At 33.0% G+C, this 22,333-nt stretch carries 16 protein-coding genes and 1 tRNA gene; 11 read left to right on the top strand and 6 right to left on the bottom strand.

Going from position 1 to position 22,333, the window contains the following annotated elements; genetic code table 11:
- Positions 1 to 88 precede the first annotated feature (88 nt).
- The gene (locus A8975_RS00615) at positions 89 to 1,909 is read left to right on the top strand and encodes a cation:proton antiporter (protein ID WP_131506414.1); all 1,821 of its coding nucleotides are present in this window, start codon (positions 89 to 91) and stop codon (positions 1,907 to 1,909) included.
- Here the strand turns inward: A8975_RS00615 and lepA are convergent.
- A complete protein-coding gene (gene lepA, locus A8975_RS00610; protein ID WP_134198319.1) occupies positions 1,906 to 3,702 on the bottom strand; it encodes a translation elongation factor 4 in 1,797 nt (598 codons plus the stop codon). The two genes, A8975_RS00615 and lepA, sit on opposite strands and share 4 nt — an antisense overlap.
- Before the next feature lie 141 nt (positions 3,703 to 3,843).
- On the opposite strand from lepA, the gene A8975_RS00605 reads away from it, so the two are divergent.
- Entirely contained in the window at positions 3,844 to 6,261 is a 2,418-nt protein-coding gene (locus A8975_RS00605) for an outer membrane beta-barrel family protein (RefSeq protein WP_243832925.1), read from the top strand.
- On the opposite strand, the gene A8975_RS00600 is transcribed toward A8975_RS00605, so the two are convergent.
- Positions 6,258 to 7,373, bottom strand: a complete 1,116-nt coding sequence (locus A8975_RS00600; RefSeq protein ID WP_134198317.1) for a TolB family protein — start codon at positions 7,371 to 7,373, stop codon at positions 6,258 to 6,260. The two genes, A8975_RS00605 and A8975_RS00600, sit on opposite strands and share 4 nt — an antisense overlap.
- A gap of 41 nt (positions 7,374 to 7,414) precedes the next feature.
- On the opposite strand from A8975_RS00600, the gene A8975_RS00595 reads away from it, so the two are divergent.
- Together A8975_RS00595 and dusB are read left to right on the top strand one after the other, a co-directional pair.
- On the top strand, positions 7,415 to 8,641 hold the full coding sequence (locus A8975_RS00595; RefSeq protein ID WP_134198316.1) for a M28 family peptidase: 1,227 nt from the start codon (positions 7,415 to 7,417) through the stop codon (positions 8,639 to 8,641).
- Position 8,642: 1 nt separating this feature from the next.
- Positions 8,643 to 9,635: a tRNA dihydrouridine synthase DusB gene (gene dusB / locus A8975_RS00590; protein WP_134198315.1), complete on the top strand. Its 993-nt coding sequence runs from the start codon at positions 8,643 to 8,645 to the stop codon at positions 9,633 to 9,635.
- Between the two features lie 13 nt (positions 9,636 to 9,648).
- On the opposite strand, the gene A8975_RS00585 is transcribed toward dusB, so the two are convergent.
- A complete protein-coding gene (locus A8975_RS00585; RefSeq protein ID WP_134198314.1) occupies positions 9,649 to 10,851 on the bottom strand; it encodes an ABC transporter permease in 1,203 nt (400 codons plus the stop codon).
- A complete protein-coding gene (rbfA, locus tag A8975_RS00580) occupies positions 10,852 to 11,244 on the bottom strand; it encodes a 30S ribosome-binding factor RbfA (RefSeq protein WP_129759824.1) in 393 nt (130 codons plus the stop codon).
- Between the two features lie 82 nt (positions 11,245 to 11,326).
- Between rbfA and mce the strand changes: the two genes are divergently transcribed.
- The 6 genes from mce to A8975_RS00550 all read left to right on the top strand — a co-directional run bounded on the left by mce (position 11,327) and on the right by A8975_RS00550 (position 19,056).
- Entirely contained in the window at positions 11,327 to 11,731 is a 405-nt protein-coding gene (gene mce / locus A8975_RS00575) for a methylmalonyl-CoA epimerase (protein WP_134198313.1), read from the top strand.
- Positions 11,732 to 11,813: 82 nt separating this feature from the next.
- Positions 11,814 to 11,887 (top strand) — tRNA-Ile (locus A8975_RS00570).
- Between the two features lie 279 nt (positions 11,888 to 12,166).
- On the top strand, positions 12,167 to 13,405 hold the full coding sequence (locus A8975_RS00565; RefSeq protein ID WP_134198312.1) for a DUF58 domain-containing protein: 1,239 nt from the start codon (positions 12,167 to 12,169) through the stop codon (positions 13,403 to 13,405).
- Positions 13,402 to 16,062, top strand: coding sequence for a transglutaminase-like domain-containing protein (locus A8975_RS00560; RefSeq protein WP_134198311.1), 2,661 nt, complete (start codon positions 13,402 to 13,404; stop codon positions 16,060 to 16,062). The genes A8975_RS00565 and A8975_RS00560 overlap by 4 nt, the downstream gene beginning before the upstream one ends.
- A gap of 9 nt (positions 16,063 to 16,071) precedes the next feature.
- Positions 16,072 to 17,082 carry an AAA family ATPase gene (locus tag A8975_RS00555; RefSeq protein ID WP_134198310.1) on the top strand — a complete coding sequence of 337 codons (1,011 nt, stop codon included), beginning with the start codon at positions 16,072 to 16,074 and terminating at the stop codon, positions 17,080 to 17,082.
- A gap of 3 nt (positions 17,083 to 17,085) precedes the next feature.
- Positions 17,086 to 19,056, top strand: coding sequence for a hypothetical protein (locus tag A8975_RS00550; RefSeq protein WP_134198309.1), 1,971 nt, complete (start codon positions 17,086 to 17,088; stop codon positions 19,054 to 19,056).
- Here A8975_RS00550 and A8975_RS00545 read toward each other — a convergent pair whose 3' ends face one another.
- Positions 19,057 to 20,883, bottom strand: coding sequence for a sodium:solute symporter family protein (locus A8975_RS00545; protein WP_134198308.1), 1,827 nt, complete (start codon positions 20,881 to 20,883; stop codon positions 19,057 to 19,059).
- Positions 20,884 to 21,502: 619 nt separating this feature from the next.
- Here A8975_RS00545 and A8975_RS00540 point away from each other — a divergent pair.
- The gene (locus A8975_RS00540) at positions 21,503 to 21,694 is read left to right on the top strand and encodes a PID-CTERM protein-sorting domain-containing protein (protein ID WP_129759831.1); all 192 of its coding nucleotides are present in this window, start codon (positions 21,503 to 21,505) and stop codon (positions 21,692 to 21,694) included.
- Here the strand turns inward: A8975_RS00540 and A8975_RS00535 are convergent, their stop codons facing one another.
- The gene (locus A8975_RS00535) at positions 21,695 to 22,288 is read right to left on the bottom strand and encodes a riboflavin synthase (RefSeq protein WP_134198307.1); all 594 of its coding nucleotides are present in this window, start codon (positions 22,286 to 22,288) and stop codon (positions 21,695 to 21,697) included.
- Between the last annotated feature and the right edge of the window lie 45 nt (positions 22,289 to 22,333).

Genomic DNA, 22,333 nt, shown 5'->3' with positions numbered 1-22,333 from the left:
ACTATAATACTTTTAAAAACCAATTATTTTACCGTTGAGTAATGGATGGTTATGGTTTTTATTAGTATTTTAACAAAAAATAAAATACATGATTGAACTTTCAGGAATTGTAATTTTAGGAATATTAGCACAATGGGTTGCATGGCGATTTAAAATACCTGCAATTTTACCCTTAATATTAATAGGATTATTTGTTGGGCCAATTTCTACATTACTATCTCAAGATGGCTCAAAATGGATTGAACCTGTTTGGAACGGAACCAAAGGACTCTTTCCTGGTGAAAGCCTCTACAGCTTTGTGTCTTTAGCAATTGGTGTCATACTTTTTGAAGGTGGTTTAACCCTTAAGCGCAATGAAATATCTAAAGTAGGACCAGTAATTTTAAAATTGATAAGTGTTGCAGCAGCTGTTACATTTATTGGTGGAGGAATTGCAACTCACTTTATTTTTGGCTTAAGCTGGAAAATATCATTTCTATTTTCAGCATTAATAATAGTTACAGGACCAACTGTAATTGCACCTATTTTAAGAAATATTCCGCTTAAAAAAGACGTTTCTGCAGTTTTAAAATGGGAAGGTATTTTAATTGATCCAATAGGTGCTTTAGTAGCGGTTTTGGTTTTTGAGTTTATAAGTATTGGTGATGATAGTGGTTACACATTACAGGCATTTATTGAGTTTGGGAAAATTGTAATTGTTGGATTTTCTTTTGGTACAACAGCAGCATTAGCATTGTATTTTGCTATTAAAAAACATTTAATTCCTCATTATTTATTGAATGTTGCAGCATTATCAGTTGTGCTTTTAGTGTTTGTAGAGTCTGATGTTTTTGCACACGAATCTGGTCTTTTAGCTGTTGTGGTTATGGGAATGGTGTTAGGTAACAGCAAACTTCCTAACCTTAAAGAATTATTATATTTTAAAGAGTCGTTAAGTGTTTTACTTATTTCTATACTCTTTATTTTGCTATCTGCCAATGTAAATATTGAAGATTTAGAAATTGTTTTCAATTGGAACACTGCCATATTAATGGCAATAATCATTTTTATTCTTCGTCCATTAGGTGTGTTCTTAAGCACCACAAATTCTAGGTTAAAAGTCAACGAAAAACTATTTATTAGTTGGGTTGGACCAAGAGGTATTGTAGCTGCAGGTATTGCTTCTTTATTTGGTACAAAGCTAGTTTTAAAAGGAGAACCAGGAGCTGAATATATTACTCCTTTAGTGTTTACAACAGTTTTAGTAACCGTATTACTTAATGCTACAACAGCACGATCTTTTTCAAAATGGATAGGCGTTTACTTAAAATCAAGCAACGGAATTTTAATTATTGGAGCGTCTGAAGCTTCTAGAATTATTGCAAAATACTTGATTGATAATGGACGACATGTAGTGTTAATTGATAGTAACAAAGAGAATATCGATAAAGCCAGAGCAAAAGATATTGACGCAATGGAAGCTAATGTGTATTCTGAAGACTTATCTAACGATGTTGAGCTAAGCGATATAGGATATTTACTTGCACTTACAGGAAGTGATGAGGTAAACAGACACTCTATCAATAAATTTCAAAAGCATTTGGGAGAATCTGGAGCGTATCGTTTAATTTCTGCTGAAGAAATAAAGCATCCAGAGTCTATTCCGACAGATATTATTTTCTCTAAGAAGGACGATTACTTAAACTTTAGTGAAGTTGCCAGAGACTATCCTGTAGTTAATGAAATAAATATAGAGTCTAAAGAAATGTATTTAAAGACCATTGAGCGCTTAAATGCTGAACAAAAAGCAATACCTCTATTTATAAAAGATCTATCAGGAGAGCTACATATACTTTGCTCTTTAGATAAGAATTTTGAAATAGAAAAAGGCTTTCAGTTAGTATACTTAGGAAAACCCGAAGGACTTTAATCGTTAAGCTTTAATACAGCCATAAACGCTTGCTGAGGTATTTCAACATTACCTACTTGACGCATACGTTTTTTACCTTTTTTCTGTTTTTCTAAAAGTTTACGTTTACGCGAAATATCTCCACCATAACATTTTGCAGTTACATCTTTACGAAGTGCTTTTACGGTTTCTCTAGAAATAATTTTAGCTCCAATTGCAGCTTGAATAGGAATATCAAACTGTTGTCTCGGGATAAGTTCTTTTAACTTTTCACACATTTTTTTACCTATGGTGTAGGCATTATCGGCATGAATTAATGCTGAAAGCGCATCAACTTGTTGTGCGTTTAATAAAATATCAACTCTTACTAGTTTTGAAGCGCGCATTCCAATAGGAGAATAATCAAACGATGCATAACCTTTTGAAACCGTTTTTAAACGATCATAAAAATCAAAAACAATTTCAGCTAAAGGCATATCAAAAGACAATTCAACACGCTCAGGTGTTAAATATGTTTGATTGGTGATGACACCACGTTTTTCTATACACAAGCTCATTACAGGACCAACAAAATCGGCTTTAGTAATAATAGTTGCTTTTATGTACGGTTCTTCTACTCGGTTAAGTGTAGAAGGTTCAGGTAAATCGGTTGGGTTGTTAACAATGATGATTTCATCAGGGTTTTTGTTAGTAAATGCATGGTAGCTTACGTTAGGAACGGTTGTGATAACTGTCATATCAAACTCACGCTCTAAACGCTCTTGAATAATTTCAAGATGCAACATTCCTAAAAATCCACAACGGAATCCAAAACCAAGAGCCGCAGAACTTTCAGGAGCAAATACTAAAGAAGCATCATTAAGCTGAAGCTTTTCCATAGAAGCTCTTAAATCTTCATAATCTTCAGTATCTACAGGGTAAATACCAGCAAATACCATTGGTTTTACGTTTTCAAACCCTTCAATAGCGTTTTTAGTTGGCTCTTTAGCATCAGTAATAGTATCTCCAACTTTTACTTCTTTAGCCTCTTTAATACCAGTAATTAAATACCCAACGTCACCTGTGTTAATAACTTGCTTTGGCTGTTGTTTAAGTTTTAAAGTTCCTACTTCATCAGCAAAATACGTTTTGCCAGTTGCAATAAACTTAATGTTTTGCCCTTTTCTAATTTTACCATTAATAACTCTAAAATAAGTTTCAACACCTCTAAAAGGGTTGTAAACAGAGTCAAAAATTAAGGCTTGTAATGGTTCATCTGGATTACCACTAGGAGCAGGAACACGCTCAATAATTGCAGATAAAATATTTTCAACACCAAACCCAGTTTTTCCACTAGCATGAATAACTTCAGAAGGGTCGCAACCTAATAAATCTACAATATCATCAGTAACTTCTTCAGGATTTGCACTAGGTAAATCTACTTTATTCAACACAGGAATGATTTCTAAATCATTTTCAAGAGCTAAATATAAATTAGAAATAGTTTGCGCTTGTATACTTTGAGCAGCATCAACAATTAAAAGTGCTCCTTCACAGGCAGCAATGGAACGCGATACTTCGTAAGAAAAATCTACGTGACCAGGAGTATCAATAAGATTTAAAATATATTGTTCGCCATTGTGCATATACTCCATTTGGATAGCATGCGATTTAATAGTGATACCTCGTTCACGCTCTAAATCCATGTTGTCCAAGAGCTGATCTTGTTTTTCTCTGTCGGTAACCGAACCAGTAAAATCTAACAGCCTATCGGCAAGAGTACTCTTACCATGGTCGATATGTGCTATTATACAAAAATTTCTAATGTTCTTCATAGTGCAATTCTTCATCCTAAGATTCTGCAAATATAATCGATTTATTAAGGTTTATAGATTTTTATTTTATACACGATTACGGTTTTTCAGTAAAAAAAATTCTAAAACAAATAGTATATTGCAATGTTAAATTATAAAAATTTGAATTTTATTCAACGAATTATAAAATTATTACTGTTTTTTATCCCATTACTTAGCCTAAGTCAAGAGTTTACTATTTCTGGTCGTGTACTAGATATTGACAACAACCCTGTGTCCTACGCTAATGTAATATTAATGACTAGTGATTCAACTATTGTTAAAGGTGTTTCCTCTAATGATAAGGGAGCTTTTAGTTTTTTTGATATAGAGAGTGATACTTATCTCATTAAAACGAGCTTTATTGGTTACAAAGACAATATTATAACTATTGTAGTAGATGGAGATCTTGTTCTTGAAGATGTTATTTTAGAAGAAAAACAAGAATCTTTAGACGAAATTACACTTACCTATAAAAAGCCAACAGTAAAAAAAGAAGCAGATAGAGTCGTTTTTAATATTGAAAACTCTGCATTAACTGAAGGTAATATGCTTCAGGTTTTAAAAAGTACACCAGGAGTTTTGGTATTAGACAACAACTTATTGGTTAAAAACACAGAACCAACGGTTTATATAAACGACAGAAAGGTACATTTAACTGCTGCAGAACTAAGTCAATTACTGGAAGGTGCATCGGCTAATAGCATAAAAGCTGTAGAAGTTATTACAAATCCTTCGGCAAAATATGATGCTGAAAGTGGAGCTGTTATAAATATTGTAATGAGTAAAAACCTTATTACAGGGTATAGAGGTAATGTGTTTGCTAATTATACTCAAGGTGTTTTTCCTAGATATAATGCAGGAACAAGCCACTTTTTTAAATCTGAAAAAATAAACTTCTCTGCAAACTACAGTTATACGCAGAATAAAATTAATAGAAACAATAGGGAAGATGTTAATTTTTTAGATGATAACTTAGACATTGTAGAGACTTGGAAATCTCAACTTAACCGAAACACATGGTCAAAAACCCATAATTTCAACTTCAATTTTGATTATAATATCAATGAAAAGAACACGTTGAGTTTATCTTCTACAGTACTTTGGTTACCTGATTTTAAGTACAAGATAAGTAACCTTACCAATGCTTTTGATAATAGTGATAACTTAATGTTTTACTACGATTCCAATAGTTTGTCATTAGATGAAAAGCATAATATTGGATTGGATGTAGACTATACTCATCTATTTAAAAATCCTGGAGAAAAGTTGTTTTTAAATGCACATTATACCAACTATGATTACAATAGGTTACAAGATGTGTTGAGTAATTATTACAATGCTGACGATTCTTTTATTGAATCAACAAGTTATAACACAAACAACAACCAAGAAACTGAAATTTTTACTTCAAAGGCAGACTATACATTACCAATTAGCGATTCTTCTCTTTTTGAAGCAGGAGCAAAGGCTTCGTTTATAAACACCAATAGCGATATTACACAATACGATATTGTAGGAGGTAGTGAAGTTTTAAACCCTGAAAATACTGATGCATTTGATTATGAAGAGACTATTCTAGCAGCTTACATGAATTATTCTCAAGATTGGGAAAAGCTTAGTTTAGCTCTTGGGTTAAGAGCAGAACAAACCAATGTTACAGGAGTTTCTATAAGTAACAACGAAACTAACAAACAAGACTATTTAGAGTGGTTTCCAACGACAAGTATAAACTATATAATGTCTGACAACCTTAGTTTTTATACTAATTACAAACGAAGCATTCAAAGACCAGATTACGAAAGTTTAAATCCGTTTCAATTCTTCATTAATGACAATACAGTTTATTTAGGAAACCCTTCTCTTAGACCAGTTATCGACAACTATGTAGATGCTGGATTTACTTTAAACGACAGCTATACTATTCAAGCCTATTATAAGAAATCAAAAAACAACATTTATGAGTTACCAATACAGGATAACGAAACCAATTTAGTATCGTATGTTCCTGTTAACTTTGATAACACTGTTGAGTATGGTTTTGATTTTATTCTTAGCTCTTATATTACTGAAAGATGGTTTTTATACGGAGTGTTTTCAGTTTACAATATTGAAGATACCGAAACGTTTGATACTGAGGTTTTAAAACGAGATATATGGTCCACGTATAGTGTTTTACAAAATGATTTTACCTTTTTAAAAGACAAAACGCTCAACCTTAACTTAACCATGTATTGGGTTGGAAAAAATCTTCAAGGACTTAGAGAGGTTGATGGACGCTTAGCTTCAAATTTGTCAATTTCGAAATCTGTTTTCAATAAAAAAGGAGTCATTTCACTTTCAGCTGAAGATTTGTTCAACCGACAAGATTTTACTGATAGATCACGTTACTTAAACCAAAACAGTAAACTTTTTACTGATGTTGATAACCGTTATATTAAAATAGGGTTTAGATACATGTTTGGAAACACTAACCTAAGCTCTAACTCAAGAACCAGTAACCTGCAAGAGCGTAACAGGTTGCAGTCAGAAAGTAATTAGTCTTGCCATTCTGCAATAAATAAGTTGGTATCACGACCACCTCCATTATTACGATTTGAAGAAAACGCTAAATATTTTCCATCATTTGAAAACACAGGAAACGCATCAAATGTTTCGCCATGAGTAACGCGTTTAAGGTTTTTACCGTCAAGATCAATCATGTATAAATTAAAAGGAAATCCGCGTTCAGCTTCAAAGTTTGAAGAGAACAATACTTTTTCTCCACTAGGATGAAAAAACGGACTCCAGTTGGCATTTCCTAAACTAGTTAGTTGACGTAAATCACTTCCATCAGCATTACAAATGTACAGTTCCATTTCAGTAGGTTCTACTAAACCTTCTGCTAAAAGCGCTTTGTATTCTTTAATTTCTTCTTCGGTTTTTGGTCTTGATGAACGGAAGATCAATTTAGTACCATCAGGAGAGAAGAAAGCACCTCCATCATAACCCAATTCGTTGGTAATTTGTTTAACATCAGTTCCGTCAATATTCATGGTGTATAATTCTAAATCACCACTTCTAGTAGATGTAAATACAATTTTATCGCCTTTAGGAGACACTGTTGGTTCAGCATCATAACCAATTTCGTTAGTCAATTGCTTTACAATATTTCCATCTAAATCAGCTACAAAAATGTCGTAACTATCATAAATTGGCCAAATGTACTTTCCGTTTTTACGCAAAGGTGTTTCTGGACATTCTTCACCACCCAAATGTGTTGAAGCATAAATAATATGTTTGTTATCAGGAAGAAAATAAGAGCATGTAGTTCTGCCTTTTCCAGTACTTACCATTTTAGGCACAATACTATCAGAAAACGTGTCTGTAGCATTCATTAAAAACATTTGATCGCAACCTACATTCCAACCTTTATTATTAGATTGAAATACCAATTGCTTGTCGTCAAAACTCCAATAGGCTTCAGCATTATCACCTCCAAAAGTTACTTGACGAAGGGATTTAAAGTGTGTTTCTTCAGGATATATTAAAGACTCTTTTTGCTCCTTTTCAACAGCAACAGTTGTATCTTGTGTGTCGTTAGTAGTGGTTTTGTTTTCGTTTTTACAACCTAAAAGGGCTAAAGCTAAAATTGAAAGTAATGTGTATTTCATACTATTATTGACTAAATTTGCTCAAAAATAAGATTATTATCATGAAGAGAATATCGCTACTAGTTTTTTTTGTATCGCTATTAGGTTGCAAACAAACCGAAACAATAAGCAGTAAAATTAAGGATGATGTTACTTTTTTGGCAGATGATGCGCTTGAAGGAAGACAGACAGGAACCGATGGTGAAAAAGCTGCAGCTGAATATATTGCTCAAAGGTTTGAAGATTTAGGACTTACAGCTAAAGGAACCGAAGGGTTTTACCAAGCGTTTTCTTTTAAACCAAAAACAGATCCTCACCAAGAAGTTAATTACATTGTTAAGGATGGAGACAGCTCTATAACAGGAACTAACGTTATTGGGTTTTTAGATAATAAAGCAGAAAATACTATCATTATTGGAGCACATTATGACCATTTAGGGTATGGTGCAGAAGGATCGTTATACAGAGGAGAAACTAATGAGATTCATAATGGAGCAGACGACAACGCAAGTGGTGTAGCAGTATTGCTTGATTTGGCTAGAAAGCTTAAAAGCGTAAATACAGGAAATAACTATTTGTTTATGGCGTTTTCTGGCGAAGAAATGGGATTGTTAGGATCTAACTACTTTACAAAAAACCCGACAATAGATTTACAAAAAGCCAATTACATGCTAAACATGGATATGGTTGGTAGACTAAAGCAAGATAGTACGCTTGCGGTTTATGGTGTTGGTACGTCTCCTATTTTAAAGCAAGTTGTAAAAGCAAACAATTCTAAATTTAAAATCATTGAAAATGAATCTGGTGTTGGTCCAAGCGACCACACCTCGTTTTATAATAGCGATATTCCTGTGCTGCATTTTTTTACAGGTCAGCATGAAGACTATCATAAACCAGGTGACGATACTGAAAAGTTGAATTTTGAAGGTATGGAAACCATTTCAAGTTATATTTTTGATATTATTTCAGACCTTGATGATAACGGAAAGTTAGCCTTCAGAAAAACTAAAAATGAAAGTGAAGAAACACCACGATTTAAGGTTGGCTTAGGTGTAATTCCTGATTATTTGTTTGATGGAGAAGGTATGCGAATAGATGGTATTAGCGAAGATAAACCAGCGCAAAAAGCAGGACTTCAAAAAGGTGATATTGTTATACAATTAGGAGATAGTTTGGTAACAGATATGATGAGTTATATGCGAGCTTTGTCAAGTTTTAACTCAGGCGATAAAACCAAAGTGACTGTAAAAAGAGGAGAGGATAAAGTAGAAGCAGAAATAGAGTTTTAGTATGGTAAAAATAGGTGATATAGAACTTCCAGATTTTCCATTGTTGTTAGCACCAATGGAAGATGTAAGCGATCCTCCGTTTAGAGCGTTATGCAAAGAACAAGGCGCAGATGTGGTATATACAGAGTTTGTATCTAGCGAAGGGTTAATTCGTAATGCAGCTAAGAGCGTCATGAAACTCGATATTTATGAAAAAGAACGTCCTGTTGGTATTCAAATATTTGGCGCCAATTTAGATAGCATGCTTCAAACTATTGATATTGTTGAAAAATCTAACCCAGACATTATTGACATCAACTTTGGTTGCCCTGTAAAAAAAGTAGTAAGTAAAGGCGCTGGAGCAGGTATTTTAAAAGATGTTTGCCTTATGGAAAGCTTAACTGCCGAAATGGTTAAACGCACGAATTTACCAGTTACAGTAAAAACCAGATTGGGTTGGGATCACGACTCTATAAAAATTGTTGAAGTTGCAGAGCGTCTTCAGGATGTTGGTTGTAAAGCCATTTCTATTCATGGACGTACAAGAGCACAAATGTATAAAGGAAATGCAGATTGGAAACCGATCGCTCAGGTAAAAAACAATCCAAGAATGCACATTCCTGTATTTGGAAATGGAGATGTAAACTCTCCTGAACGTGCTATGGAAATGAGAGACGATTACGGATTGGATGGTTGTATGATTGGTAGAGCTACTATTGGAAACCCGTGGTTTTTTAAGCAAGTAAAACACTTTTTTAAAACAGGAGAACATTTAGCACCAATTAGCTTAGAAGAGCGCGTAGATGCTGCAAGACGTCATTTGCAAATGTCAATCGACTGGAAAGGGGAGAAGTTAGGTGTTTTTGAAACCAGACGTCATTACACCAACTATTTTAAAGGCATTCCAAACTTTAAGGAATATAGAACCAAAATGGTAACTAGCGATGACCCTAAAGATGTATTTGATACGTTTGATGAAGTATTAGATAAGTTTGCTAACTATCAGTTTGTGTAACTTTTTTAACCTCTTAAAAATTATTTACCAGCGCTTTATTTATTCTGCTAGACGCAAGTTTTGAGGCCAATATTCCTAAAACGGTTATGGTAACCAGCACTATTACAAAATTGATAGGTTTTATAGCTACAGGATAGGGTAGGGACGGAGTTAACATGACAAGCTCAAAAAGATATTGAAACAGTACAATTAAAAAGCCAATGACTAAACCAAGAATACCTCCTAAAACAGTCATTAAGCTACCTTGAAGAAAGAACACATTTTTAATTTGTGATACATCAACCCCAAGGTTAAATAAAGTATTTAACGATTCTTTTTTGTCTAAAATCATCATGATTAATGCACCAATAACATTAAATAAGGCTATAATGATTACTAAAGTAAAAATAAGATACACAGCCATATTTTCGGTATTGAGCATTTTGTTGAGAGAATCGTTAAGCTCATTTCGGTTTTTAATTTGAAAACGATTTCCAAAAGCAGCAGTTAAGGCATCTCTAACAGTAGCTTCATTAGCATTTTCAGTAAGTTTAAGCTCAATACTACTAATTTGATTGTCGTTATAATTCATAAGGTATTTAGCAGTGCTTAAATTGGAATACACATACTCATTGTCTAAATCTTCGTTTATGTGAAACACGCCTGTGTTTACAGCATTTATAGAGTTAAATGCACCTCTTACTGAGCTTATTTGTCCTTTACCTGGTTTAGGAACATAAATAGTAAGACTTTTACCATAATCCAAAACACCAAAAGACAATGTATTTGAAATTCCCCAACCAGAAACAATTTGGTTACTATCGGTTAACCAAGAACCACTTACAACCATAGTATCAATAGATGTTACACGCGTGTAATTAGCATCAACACCTTTTATATTTGCGAGTTTTCGTTTTCCGTCAAATTCAAGAATAACGCGTTCTTCAATGGTCTTTGAGTAGTATTTAATATCTGAAATATCAGCAAGAGCTAAGGAATCTTTTTCAGAAAATACAAACGATTTTCCTTCAACAGGAGTCAATTTTAAATCAGGATCGACAAACGAAGAAAATTCAAGGCTAAAGTTTTTTAAACCTGCAAAACCAGAAAGTACAATAAACAATGCAGCTGAGGCTATAACAATACCTGAAGCCGCAATAACAGTCATAATATTTATAGCGTTGTTACTGCTTTTAGAAAACAGATAACGTTTAGCTATATATAAAGAAACATTCAATTATGACTTTTTTCTTTTATTAAGAAGATCAGGGTTGCTAATAGGGTTTTCTTTTCCTTTAAGAGACTTTTCAATTTGGTCAATATATTCCAAAGAGTCATCAATAAAAAATTCTAAACTAGGCATTCTTCGTAATTGATTTTTGGTACGTTGTGCTAGTTCGTGCCTAATTAATGGTGTGTTTGAGCGAATGCCCTTTAAAAGTTCCTCGCCTTTATCATTAGGAAAAATGCTTAAGTAAACTTTTGCAATAGATAAATCTACAGTAACCGAAACTTTGGTTACTGAAATGATAACACCTCTAAGCCCACCTTTAGTTGCTGCACCTTGAAGTACATCTACTAAATCTTCTTGTAAAACGCCACTTATCTTTTTTTGTCTGTTGCTTTCCATGATGCAAAAATAGTTGATATTTAAGGATTATTTTATTTTTGAATACACAAAATTTATGCCTTAGGCACAAAACACCTTAAAAATGAACAAAATAGAGCATATTGGTATTGCAGTAAAAAACCTTGAAGAGTCCAACAAACTGTTTTCAAGCTTGTTTGGAGAAGCACATTATAAAATAGAAGACGTTTTAAGCGAAGGCGTTAGAACCTCATTTTTTAAATCAGGACCTAATAAAATAGAGTTGCTTGAAGCGACCAACAGCGATAGTCCTATTGCAAAATTTATAGAGAAAAAAGGAGAGGGAATTCATCATATAGCTTTTGCGGTAGACGATATAAAGTCAGAAATTGAACGCTTAAAGACAGAAGGCTTTATAGTTTTAAACGAAGAACCTAAACGAGGAGCCGACAATAAATGGGTTGCGTTTTTGCATCCTAAATCTACAAATGGTGTTTTAATTGAGTTGTGCCAAGACATAAAGGATTAAAAATTCTTGTAGAGTATTAAAATAAGTAGTAATATTGCACACTCTTTTTTAGAAGAGATTAATAATTAGCGTTAAGCTAATGGGTCCTATAACTCAGTTGGTTAGAGTATCTGACTCATAATCAGAAAGTCCCTGGTTCGAGCCCAGGTGGGACCACAAAACAAACCGTTTCAAATTATTGAAGCGGTTTTTTTGTTTTAACAATTGCCATAATACATGAGAGGTTTATGCTAAACAACACTTAAATTAAAATATATTTTTAGTTGCTAGATACTTACCTATTTTTTGTAGATTGAGCCTTTGTAAACCAAATGTCCATTTCAAACAAATTTCACTTTGAATTTTAGCTTTAATAGAATTATTAGTTACCTACCTTTTAAAAGAAATGCAATAATTTTTGCTTTAGTACTAATAACAGCAATCTATTTTGTTAAAATGGAGTTCTTCATCGAGGACACCAATATTGCTTTATATCTTAAGTTGTTTGCGTGGGTAATTGGAACGTTTATATTGATTTTAATTGGTATAGGTTTTTTATACACGTTGGTTTGCTACCTGTATTTTGTCATCAATAAGAAAACCATTAATCCTAAAATTGATATAGGATTAGATGGTAACATAAAAGGAGTTGCAGGACAAGTACCTGTTTTAATTTCTTTACCGAAAGCCATACTTCCGTTGTTGGGTTACATCAAAATAAAGATAGAATTTGAAAACGGAAAACTCTCTGACACTGTAGTCATCAATAAGTTTTCTCAAGGGTTTGAAAAACTATTGCCAAAAGAAGGTTCAACTTTAATTTGGTTACCAGACAGAAAGCAATATCACGTTAAAGGGTTTGTTATTAGTTTTATTGACTATTTGCAGTTTTTCCGTTTTACAACGTATAAAAAATCAAAAAACGCATTTTACCTTCATTCTTCTGAAATTGAACTTTCCGTTGATGATATTAACCCTTCAAAAACTAAGGAAGAAAAAGAAAAAATAAAGACGTCTCGTAAAATACAAGGTGATTATCTCAACTATAAAGATTTTGAAGTTGGAGATGATGTTCGCCGAATTGTCTGGAAAATTTTTGCTAAAAACAGAGAGCTTGTCATTAGAACGCCTGAGGTTATAAACCCTTACGCGTCGCACATCAAATTTTACACAAGTTTTTATAACGTTTTGTCTAAAGATCTTACTTCGGCATACGCGGTTAGTATGCTCAATTATTACAAAGATATTGTGTACAACATTTGTTTAAACATTAAGAAAAAAGATAAAAAAGTAGAATTCAATATTGACCAAGCTGTAAACGAATTTATATCGGTAAACGAGAATGATCGTGTTGGTTTTCAGTTAAGTTCGGCAAGTTGGCAAAACAACTTTTCGGTAAACGAACTAAAAGCCTCTGGAGAATCTATAATATGTGTGTCGACCTTAATAAGCTTAGAAGAGCTTACTACCTTAATTGAAAAAGGAACTTCAAACATTATTATTGTAAAAGCATCGCGACATTTAGACCATCAAAACGTGTTTAATTTCAAAAACCTATTTTTAAGACAAGATCAAAAAAGCGAGCTTAACAAGCTAGCTTGGATATTTTCGGCAACACGAAAAAAACTAAAAAAGAACGAAGAAGGTATAGAAAAATTAGTGTCTAACTCTAATTTTACAGGACAGATTATATGAAAAAAATAGACTACAAAGAACTTACACTTGGGTTACTGTTTTTAATCCTTCCTACGATACTTATAATGTATCCGTTGCTCGATTTTCTGTCAGAGTACTACTCATTGCTTTTTGTCAACAAGCATGTATTAATTGGTGTGTTTTCAGCGGGAATTATTACAGCATATTTATTACATAAAACCAAAATTCGATTTCTAATTATTTTTGGTTTACTACTGCTCATTATTAATATTCTTTACAACTCTATTAGTGCATCGTCCTTTAATGAGTTTGATGCTTATTATGTGGCAAATCGTTTTAAAATAAACACCAGCATTTTTGTGTTTGGGTGGTTTTCGGGCTTTGCAATATCTCGTTGGAGGTATTATTTAATAGTGTTTTCAATACTATTAACAACACTGTCAGTCATTCTCATTTCAGATATGGAAATGTCTAACGTAAACGAAATGATATGGCTTGTTGCACCAACGGTACTCTACTTGTTTTACGTACTGTTTGTAAAAGAATTGCTTAAAACTATTCAAAAGCAAGAAAAAACCAATTACGTTTTGGTAGTTGGAAGAATTTTGTTGTTTTCGTTAATAGCGTTGTTTTTGTTTTGGTCAACAATACAGTTATTAGACTCAAAGATTGACCATATTCAAAACGAGATTACACAAGGTCAAAGTGATGAAAGCGATGAAGAAGATTCTGATGGTGAAAATGAGGACAAAGACAAAGACTCCAAAGATGATGATAGTAGTTCTGGTGCTAAGTTTAATTTAGATGATTATTTAGGACTTAGAGATCGATTAAACGTTTCTGAAGAACTGTTGTTTTGTGCCAATATTGATAACTTTATCAACCCTACAACACCAAATCCGCAGTACATTACGCTGTATCATTTAAATCAGTACAATCCAACTTTAGAGCAATTTGAAGTTGATCCAGACAGTATTGTTCGCGATTTATTTTTACCAAACCCAACAAAAATTCCTCAATATTTCACTCAAGTAAACGACTCTGTATTGGTTTATGATAAAATGGAACGTGCTACCAAAGAGGTGAAAAGCACCATTTATATTGCTGGTCTTAGCCCTGAGGTTTTTGTGGCTCCAAGTACAGCTTATGCATGTCAACCAATTTCAATTGAAGAAGAGTTTAAAAAAGACTATAAGTTTGCTTACAATGTGTTTTCTGAAGTATCAGAACTCAATAGTGCTTATTTTGTTTACAATACCCAAGACGAATCGATTATTAATTATCAAGAAAACCGTTATCGCACATTAAGACGCGCTAAAAGTTATGAAGGCGAAAACGAACGGTTTATGGACTATTATACCGAAGTTCCAGAAGGCGAGCTCTATAATAAAATAGGTCATTTGGCAGATAGTCTTACTAAAGGAGACAATACAACTATTGATAAAATATTAAGCATTCGTAACTATTTCTTATCAAAAGATGAAAAGGGAGATCCTTTATACGTCTACACTTTAACACCAGGAAAACCAACAGACCCAAACATTCCTAACGCAAGTATGTTAGATGAATTTATGTTCAACACACATAGAGGTTACTGTACTTATTTTGCAACGTCATCATTGTTTATGTTACGATCTTTAGGAATACCAACACGTGTAGCTGTTGGATTTATGACGGTTGATAGAAGTCACAAAACTCCAGGTTGGTATTGGTTTTATGGAGATCAAGGTCATGCATGGACGCAAGTTTATATACCAGAATACGGTTGGCTAGATTTTGACATGACAGTAAGTAATACTGATGCTGAACAATCACCACAACCTGATGGTACACCTCCAACGCCTCCAACAAAAGAAACTTATGTTGGTAAAGGTGTAATTACCGAAGTAGATACCCTAAGCAAAACAATGCAAGTTCGCGTTGATAAAATGATTATCAACGATAATGGTATTGCTTTAGACAGTACCAATCTTTTAGACATGTCGTTTGATGTTAACCAAGCCAAAGTTTTTGCTGGCGAACAACCAATTGCTTTAAAAAATGTAAAACTTGGTGACACAGCTGTAATGGTGTCTTTTGATTATAAATTAGGACGAATTCGGAAAAAATACAATAGCGAGACTATTGAAAATTACATGAAACTTTTTCCAGACCCAATTACAATTATGGAAGTTCATGTTCCTAAAATTGAAGAAGAGAAACTAGACGACGCTACCAAAGAAGAGGAAAATAGTGCAATGAAAACCATAACAGATTGGTCAATTTATGTGCTTGCTGCAATTCTGTTAATACTATTGGTGTTAATGTTGCTGCCAATATGTTATTACTTGTGGTTGTCTAAAAAAGCTAAAAACCACAGTTCTATTACAAAACTATCTGAAGCCAATTATAAAAACGCCCACTTTATACTTAATCAAATGGGTATTCCAAGAGACCACCAAACACCTATGGTTTATGCACGAGATGTCGTTGACCCTAAGTTTGGAACTCACTTTGAAGCTTTTGTTAAAACCTATCAAAAACTAAAATATAGCGAAGACCAGCTTACTAATGCTGAGGTTGATTTAATTAAAGAATTTCATTCTGATTTTAATCAAAAAGTGTTTTCAAAATATAGTAAGTCGCAGCGCTTTTTCAATTTTATTAAACCAAACAAATGGATTCACTATATGCTGAATCTTAATCTAAAAAAATAGTGTATTATTATGAGTCAAGACCTAGAACATACAAGCCCAAACCACACACAAACCATTGCTGAAGATACTTCTAGAAAAAATATAGATGTATTAATTGAAAACATTGGAAAGGTTGTAAAAGGACATAGAGAGCAGATTATTCAAATTATCACTTGTCTTATTGCTAAAGGGCATATTTTGTTAGAAGATAATCCAGGTTCTGGTAAAACGGTTATGGCAAAAACCTTAGCACATTCGTTGTCTGGTGAGCAAGCACACTCCGATTTTAAACGTATTCAGTTTACTCCAGATTTGTTACCAATGGACTTGATAGGGTCGCATTTATACGATGAAAGTAACAAAGACTTCATTTTCAAAAAAGGACCTTTATTCTGTAATATTTTATTAGCAGACGAAATTAACCGAGCATCACCAAAAGTACAGTCGGCTTTATTAGAGTGTATGGCAGAAAATCAAATTTCTATTGGAGATCAAACTTATAAGCTCGAAGACCTGTTTTTTGTAATAGCTACACAAAACCCAATTGAAATGGAAGGAACCTATCCTTTACCAAATGCGCAATTGGACCGTTTTTTTATGAAGATTAGTTTTGGGTATGTAAGTGAAGACATAGAGTTAGAAATCTATAAAAAACAATTAGAAATACAGCGATCGCAAGATACTGTTGAAGCAGTGTTGAATATGAAAGATATTTTAGCACTTCGCAGTAAAGCAGAAGAAGTTCATGTTGACGACGAAATTATTAAGAGCATAAATAACATTGTTAGAGGAACGAGAGAACATTCAGGAATTATTTTAGGCGCATCAGTTAGATCTGGAATTATTCTTTTAAAATGTTTGAGAGCTTATGCTGTAATTCATAAACGAAACTATGTAATTGAAGATGATTTGGCAGCTTTGGTAAAACCAGTACTTCAGCATAGATTATTATTTAAAAACCTTAGTGCTGAAGGTAGTGCTATTGACAGTATAGTAAAAACTGAAATTTCGCGTTTGTCAAGACTTAATTTAAAAAAGTAATTTGTGAATAGTACAAGCACTAAAATACGCTTAACTTTTATTTGCTTCTTTTTGGGGTTAATGACGCTCTTTGCGCAACGCATTGAAATTGACCGATTGGAACGAGAGTTTAGAGGAAGTTATAGTGGTCGTAAAGCCTATGAGCTTTCACAAAAAATGATTCAGTTAGATAGTACGTACTATGTTGGTCATTTTTTTGAAGCAAATTACAGGTACGACAGAGCTTCGGATAAAAGAGGATATGAGTCGGCAATAAAGTCGCTTGTAAAAGCTGTTGAGCTGCTTGAAAAAGATTTTTATAGAGAACTAAGACGAACTACCGATATTAGAACATATATTGATCGTTATCAATACCAAAGAAAATATGCAATTCTCATCTATTACCTGTCAAAAAGTTATGAATATATAGATAAACCTGGAGAAGCGATTAAGGCGGTTAAACGACTTCAAAAACGCGACTTTGTATTCAATTTCGGTATTAATCCGTATAGTAATATTTCATGGATTTACTTGCGTAACAGGATGTACAGTCCAGAAAAGTATCCGTTTTTAAAATCTACAATTGAAGAAAATCTTCAACTAGCCTCTAAATATGCCGATTCTATTAAAGACAGTGACAAAAACAACCAATGGTTTATAAATACTTATTGGCCAGATTATGGGAATGGAGCGTTGCTAAGTTACTATCACTATAAAAACATTATTTACTCCCACCAACTTAAAACAGATTCTGCTGAATATTTTAGCAAACAATTAGAAAGATACGATAGGTTGTCGTATAACAACTATGGTAATCTTCAGTTTATACAAGCAAAGTATGACGAAGCCGAAGAAAGCTATGAAAAAGCACGTAAAAATGATAACTACGAAGAGAAAAGCGTAAAAGAGTTTGACTATATGCAATCTGCGGTTAAGATTTTTAAAAACGATTTATCAGCAGCAAAAATAATTATTGATAGGTCTATTAAATATCTTGGTCCATCTCCTGGTTTTGGGTGGAATAATATTGCATTAAGTAGAGCTTATTATTATTCAGGAGATTTAAAAAAGTCTAAAGAATTTCGTGATAAAGCAGCAAACTTTAAAGAAATACACGTTAACAGTACTTGGGGAGAAGTGTCGTATAATCGCAACACGCTTTTATTTAAATATTTGTACCATAAAAAGTCTATAAAAGAGCTAAAGTTTAGAGACAAAGGTTATTGGTATAAACCTAAAACGCTGTACGAGATTTCAAAACATCACTTTAAACAAGAAAATGCGCACTTGTTGTTAACCAGTGAATTATCTGCAGATCCTGAACGATTTATAGGGTATTACAATTTATTTGCTTCGGAAAACAATTTGTTTTTTGATGAGATTTGGGAGCTCATAAAGTATTTTAATCCTGAGTACTTCATCAATATATTTGAGAAAAAATTACAAGAAGACGAGCGTGAAAACGTGCACAAATACTTCAATTATTTTATAGGACAATTTCATTTAGAAGATGGAGAATATGACTTAGCGATTGAAAAACTTGAAGGCGTTTTAAAAGACGAGCACCTTAATGCTACTAATGAAAAATTACTGATAGCTAGAGTACATGAAGCATTAAGTAAAGCCTATCTTGAAAAGGATAATACAGCCTTCGCGAATGAGCATTTGTTAGCGTTTTACATGAATTTTCCTCAATTAGTGCCTTATTCGGAGATTGAAATGAAGTTCAACCTAAACATAGTTAATATAAGTTTAACACCAGAACAGGAGGCTATAGTTGAGGAGCTTAAAGACAGCAATATTGAATGGGTTGAAAATGATTTAAGTTGGCCTACTTTAAAAATTAATATTACAGAAAAAGACAACGAACCTACAGTTGATTATGAAGTCTTAATTGATAACGACACAAAGTTTGAAGGTAGTTTAGAGTTAAAATCTATTGAAACTCCAGGACAGTTATTAGCTTTTAAAGCTTTTGGTATCAACCTAGAATAGTTAAAAAACCACAGCCTTTATCTTCTTCCAAAGATGTTTTAAGGCAAAAGCAGATGCAATCGCAACAAAAGTTAAAATAGTAGCTTTTGTGTATTGTCCATAAATCCAATAACCTGTTGCAAACAATACGCTATATATTGTAACACATCCAACAATTGTTGCTAAAACTCCTGAAGGCACATTCCATTCTTGTTTGTTAAGGTTGAGGTCAACACCATGGTCTTGTGCTTTTTTGACAGTGTGTTTCCAACCTGGACCACCAGGTTGTATTTTTTTGTAAAATGAAAACAGAGTGTCTTCTTTTTCAGGCTTAGTTAAAAAAGTAACCAGCAACCAAACTCCTGTTGTTACTATAACAATAAAAGGATAAGTCATCCAACTAGGCATTAAGCCAATAGTATTTTCATTGCCAAATAACCAAGCAGAAAGTGCAATTGATTTTGAATTCAGCAGCAAAGAAATAATCCCAGAAACAAACATTGCCGAAATTTCACTCCAGGCATTAATGCGCCACCAAAACCAACGCAGTATAAAGATTAATCCTGTACCAGCACCAAACATTAGTATAATATTGAATAACTGAAGCGCATTGTTAAGCAACAAAGCAAGTATAGCAGAAACAGCCATTAGAATAACTGTTGATATTCTTCCAACATTTACCAATTCTTTTTGAGAAGCATTTTTGTTAACACGTTGCACATAAAAATCATTAACGATATAAGATGAACCCCAATTAAGATGCGTAGAAATAGTTGACATATAAGCTGCAATTAACGAGGTAAGTACAACGCCTAAAAGTCCACTAGGTAATTTGGTTAACATTGCAGAATATGCAATATCATGACCTAATTTATCATCAGTAATATTAGGAAAGGCATCTTTAAGGCTTATTAAATCAGGATAAATAACTATTGAGCAAAGCGCTACAATTATCCAAGGCCAAGGACGTAATGCATAATGAAGTATGTTAAAGAAAAACGTTGCACCAATAGCATGGTTTTCGTTTTTGGCAGCCAACATTCGTTGCGCAATATAACCACCACCACCAGGTTCAGCTCCAGGATACCAAGCGCTCCACCATTGTACAGCTATTGGAATAATTAAAAGCGTAATAAGCGCTTCTTTATTATTGAAATCAGGTAAAATATTTAGTTTAGAGGCTACAGTTTCGTTCTCAATAAGTGCGCTTAAACCACCTATTTCAGGCAAGTTTACACAGTAGTACGCGGCACCAATTCCGCCACACATTGCTACAAAAAACAAGATGAAATCGGTGTAAACCACGCCTTTAAATCCACCAACAGCACTAAAAATAACTGTTACAGCACCAGCAATACCTACAGTTTGTAATGCAGTAAGCCCAAGCATAACTTGCCCTATTTTTATAGCAGCCAATGTAACCGCTGCCATGGCAAGAATGTTAAAAATAACACCAAGATAAATAGCTCTAAAAGAGCGTAAAAACCTTGCAGGTTTGCCACCATATCTAAATTCGTAAAACTCAATATCTGTTGATACTCCTGATTTTCGCCATAATTTAGCATACACAAAAACAGTTAATAAGCCAGTAATTAAAAATGCCCACCAAACCCAGTTTCCAGACACGCCATTAGTTCTAACAATATCAGTAACAAGGTTGGGAGTATCTGTTGAAAATGTAGTCGCTACCATTGAAACACCAAGTAACCACCAAGGCATTGTACGTCCTGAAAGAAAATATTCAGCTGGATTTTGACCTGATTTTTTTGATACCATAAAGCCAATACCCAAGGTAATTGCGAAAAACCCAAAAATAAAAACGTAATCTATTGTGCTTAAATTTATCATGTACTGATTTGTATTAAATTTAATTATCGTGAAATTTAGATTAAAATATCAAGAATGAGAATTTTTAGTAGTAGTTTCTAATAAAATGATATTTAAAAATGTCTATAAATTAAGTTTAAAAACACATGTTGTCATGTGAAAAATGTAGTTTGTGGAAAATTGAAGTCTTTTTCTTACAAAAAATATTGTTTTCTGTTAAGATTGCAAATAATAAAACTGCTTTTAAAAAAAATACGTATATATTAAAAATTATTGATAAAGCTCCAAATAACAATAAGTTAATGAAGTTTTAAACTTAGATTTTGTTTTAAAATAAGTTAATTATATTATATTTGAGTGCTATTAAAGTAAGTGAAAAATATATCTTTTGGCGATGCATTTCGTCGATGATTTTTGCATTTTAAAGAATGTTTGTTGGGATTTTATTTTGTTAACTCGCTTTTTTTTATACATTTACAACTTAAATTAAAATATGCTGTTAATAATAACAGTATATGTGTTCAAGTTTGAATACTTTTATTTAGAAGCGATTAAAAATTTTGTTGACACTATAGTTTTATAAATCATTACTTTTAAAATAAGGGTTAATAACTTACTTTTTATACATTAAAAGTAAAAAATGGGAATACAAAACAGGAAAATTTTAGCCTCAATCTTATTTGTATTAATAAGTTTTGTATGCAACGCTCAAGTAGATGGAACACCTCCTCCTCCAATCCCTCCACCTCCTCCAGGACTTCCTATTGATGGTGGTATTGCTTTTCTGGTAGCTATAGGTTTATTTTATGGAATAAAAAAGAAAATAAAGTAATTACTCTTGCTTTAACTCGTGAAGCCTAGTTATATATTTGCCTAAAACATCAAACTCTAAGTTTACTGTATCACCAACCTCTATTTGTTTGAAAGTTGTATGTTCATAAGTGTAAGGAATAATTGCAACACTAAATTCATTTTTTTTAGAGTTTACAACCGTTAAACTAACGCCATTAACAGTAATAGAACCTTTTTCTATTGTAATGTTGTTAAGTGAATCGTCATACTTAAAAGAAAATAACCAGCTTCCGTTTTGCGATTCTTTAAAAGTACAAACTGCTGTTTGGTCAACATGACCCTGAACAATATGACCATCTAGTCTATCACCAAGTTTCATTGCTCTTTCAAGGTTAACACCTTCGTTTAATTTTAAACCACCAAGATTAGTTTTTGCTAATGTTTCTCTTATAGCAACAACAGTATGTTCATTATTGCCAATGCTTGTTACGGTTAAGCATATTCCGTTATGAGATACACTTTGGTCTATTTTAAGTTCAGATGAAATATTACTTTTTACTGTAAGAACTAGGTTTTCATCTTCATGGCTTAACTTGGTAACGGTACCTATTTCTTCAATAATTCCTGTAAACATAATGTCGAATAAATGGTTAAATTTGTAACTGTAAAAATACACACT

This window comes from Meridianimaribacter flavus (assembly GCF_004366715.1).
Lineage (GTDB): Bacteria > Bacteroidota > Bacteroidia > Flavobacteriales > Flavobacteriaceae > Gaetbulibacter_B > Gaetbulibacter_B jejuensis.
The sequence above is the reverse complement of the archived record's forward strand: the minus strand, read 5'-3'. Positions and strand labels throughout refer to the sequence as shown.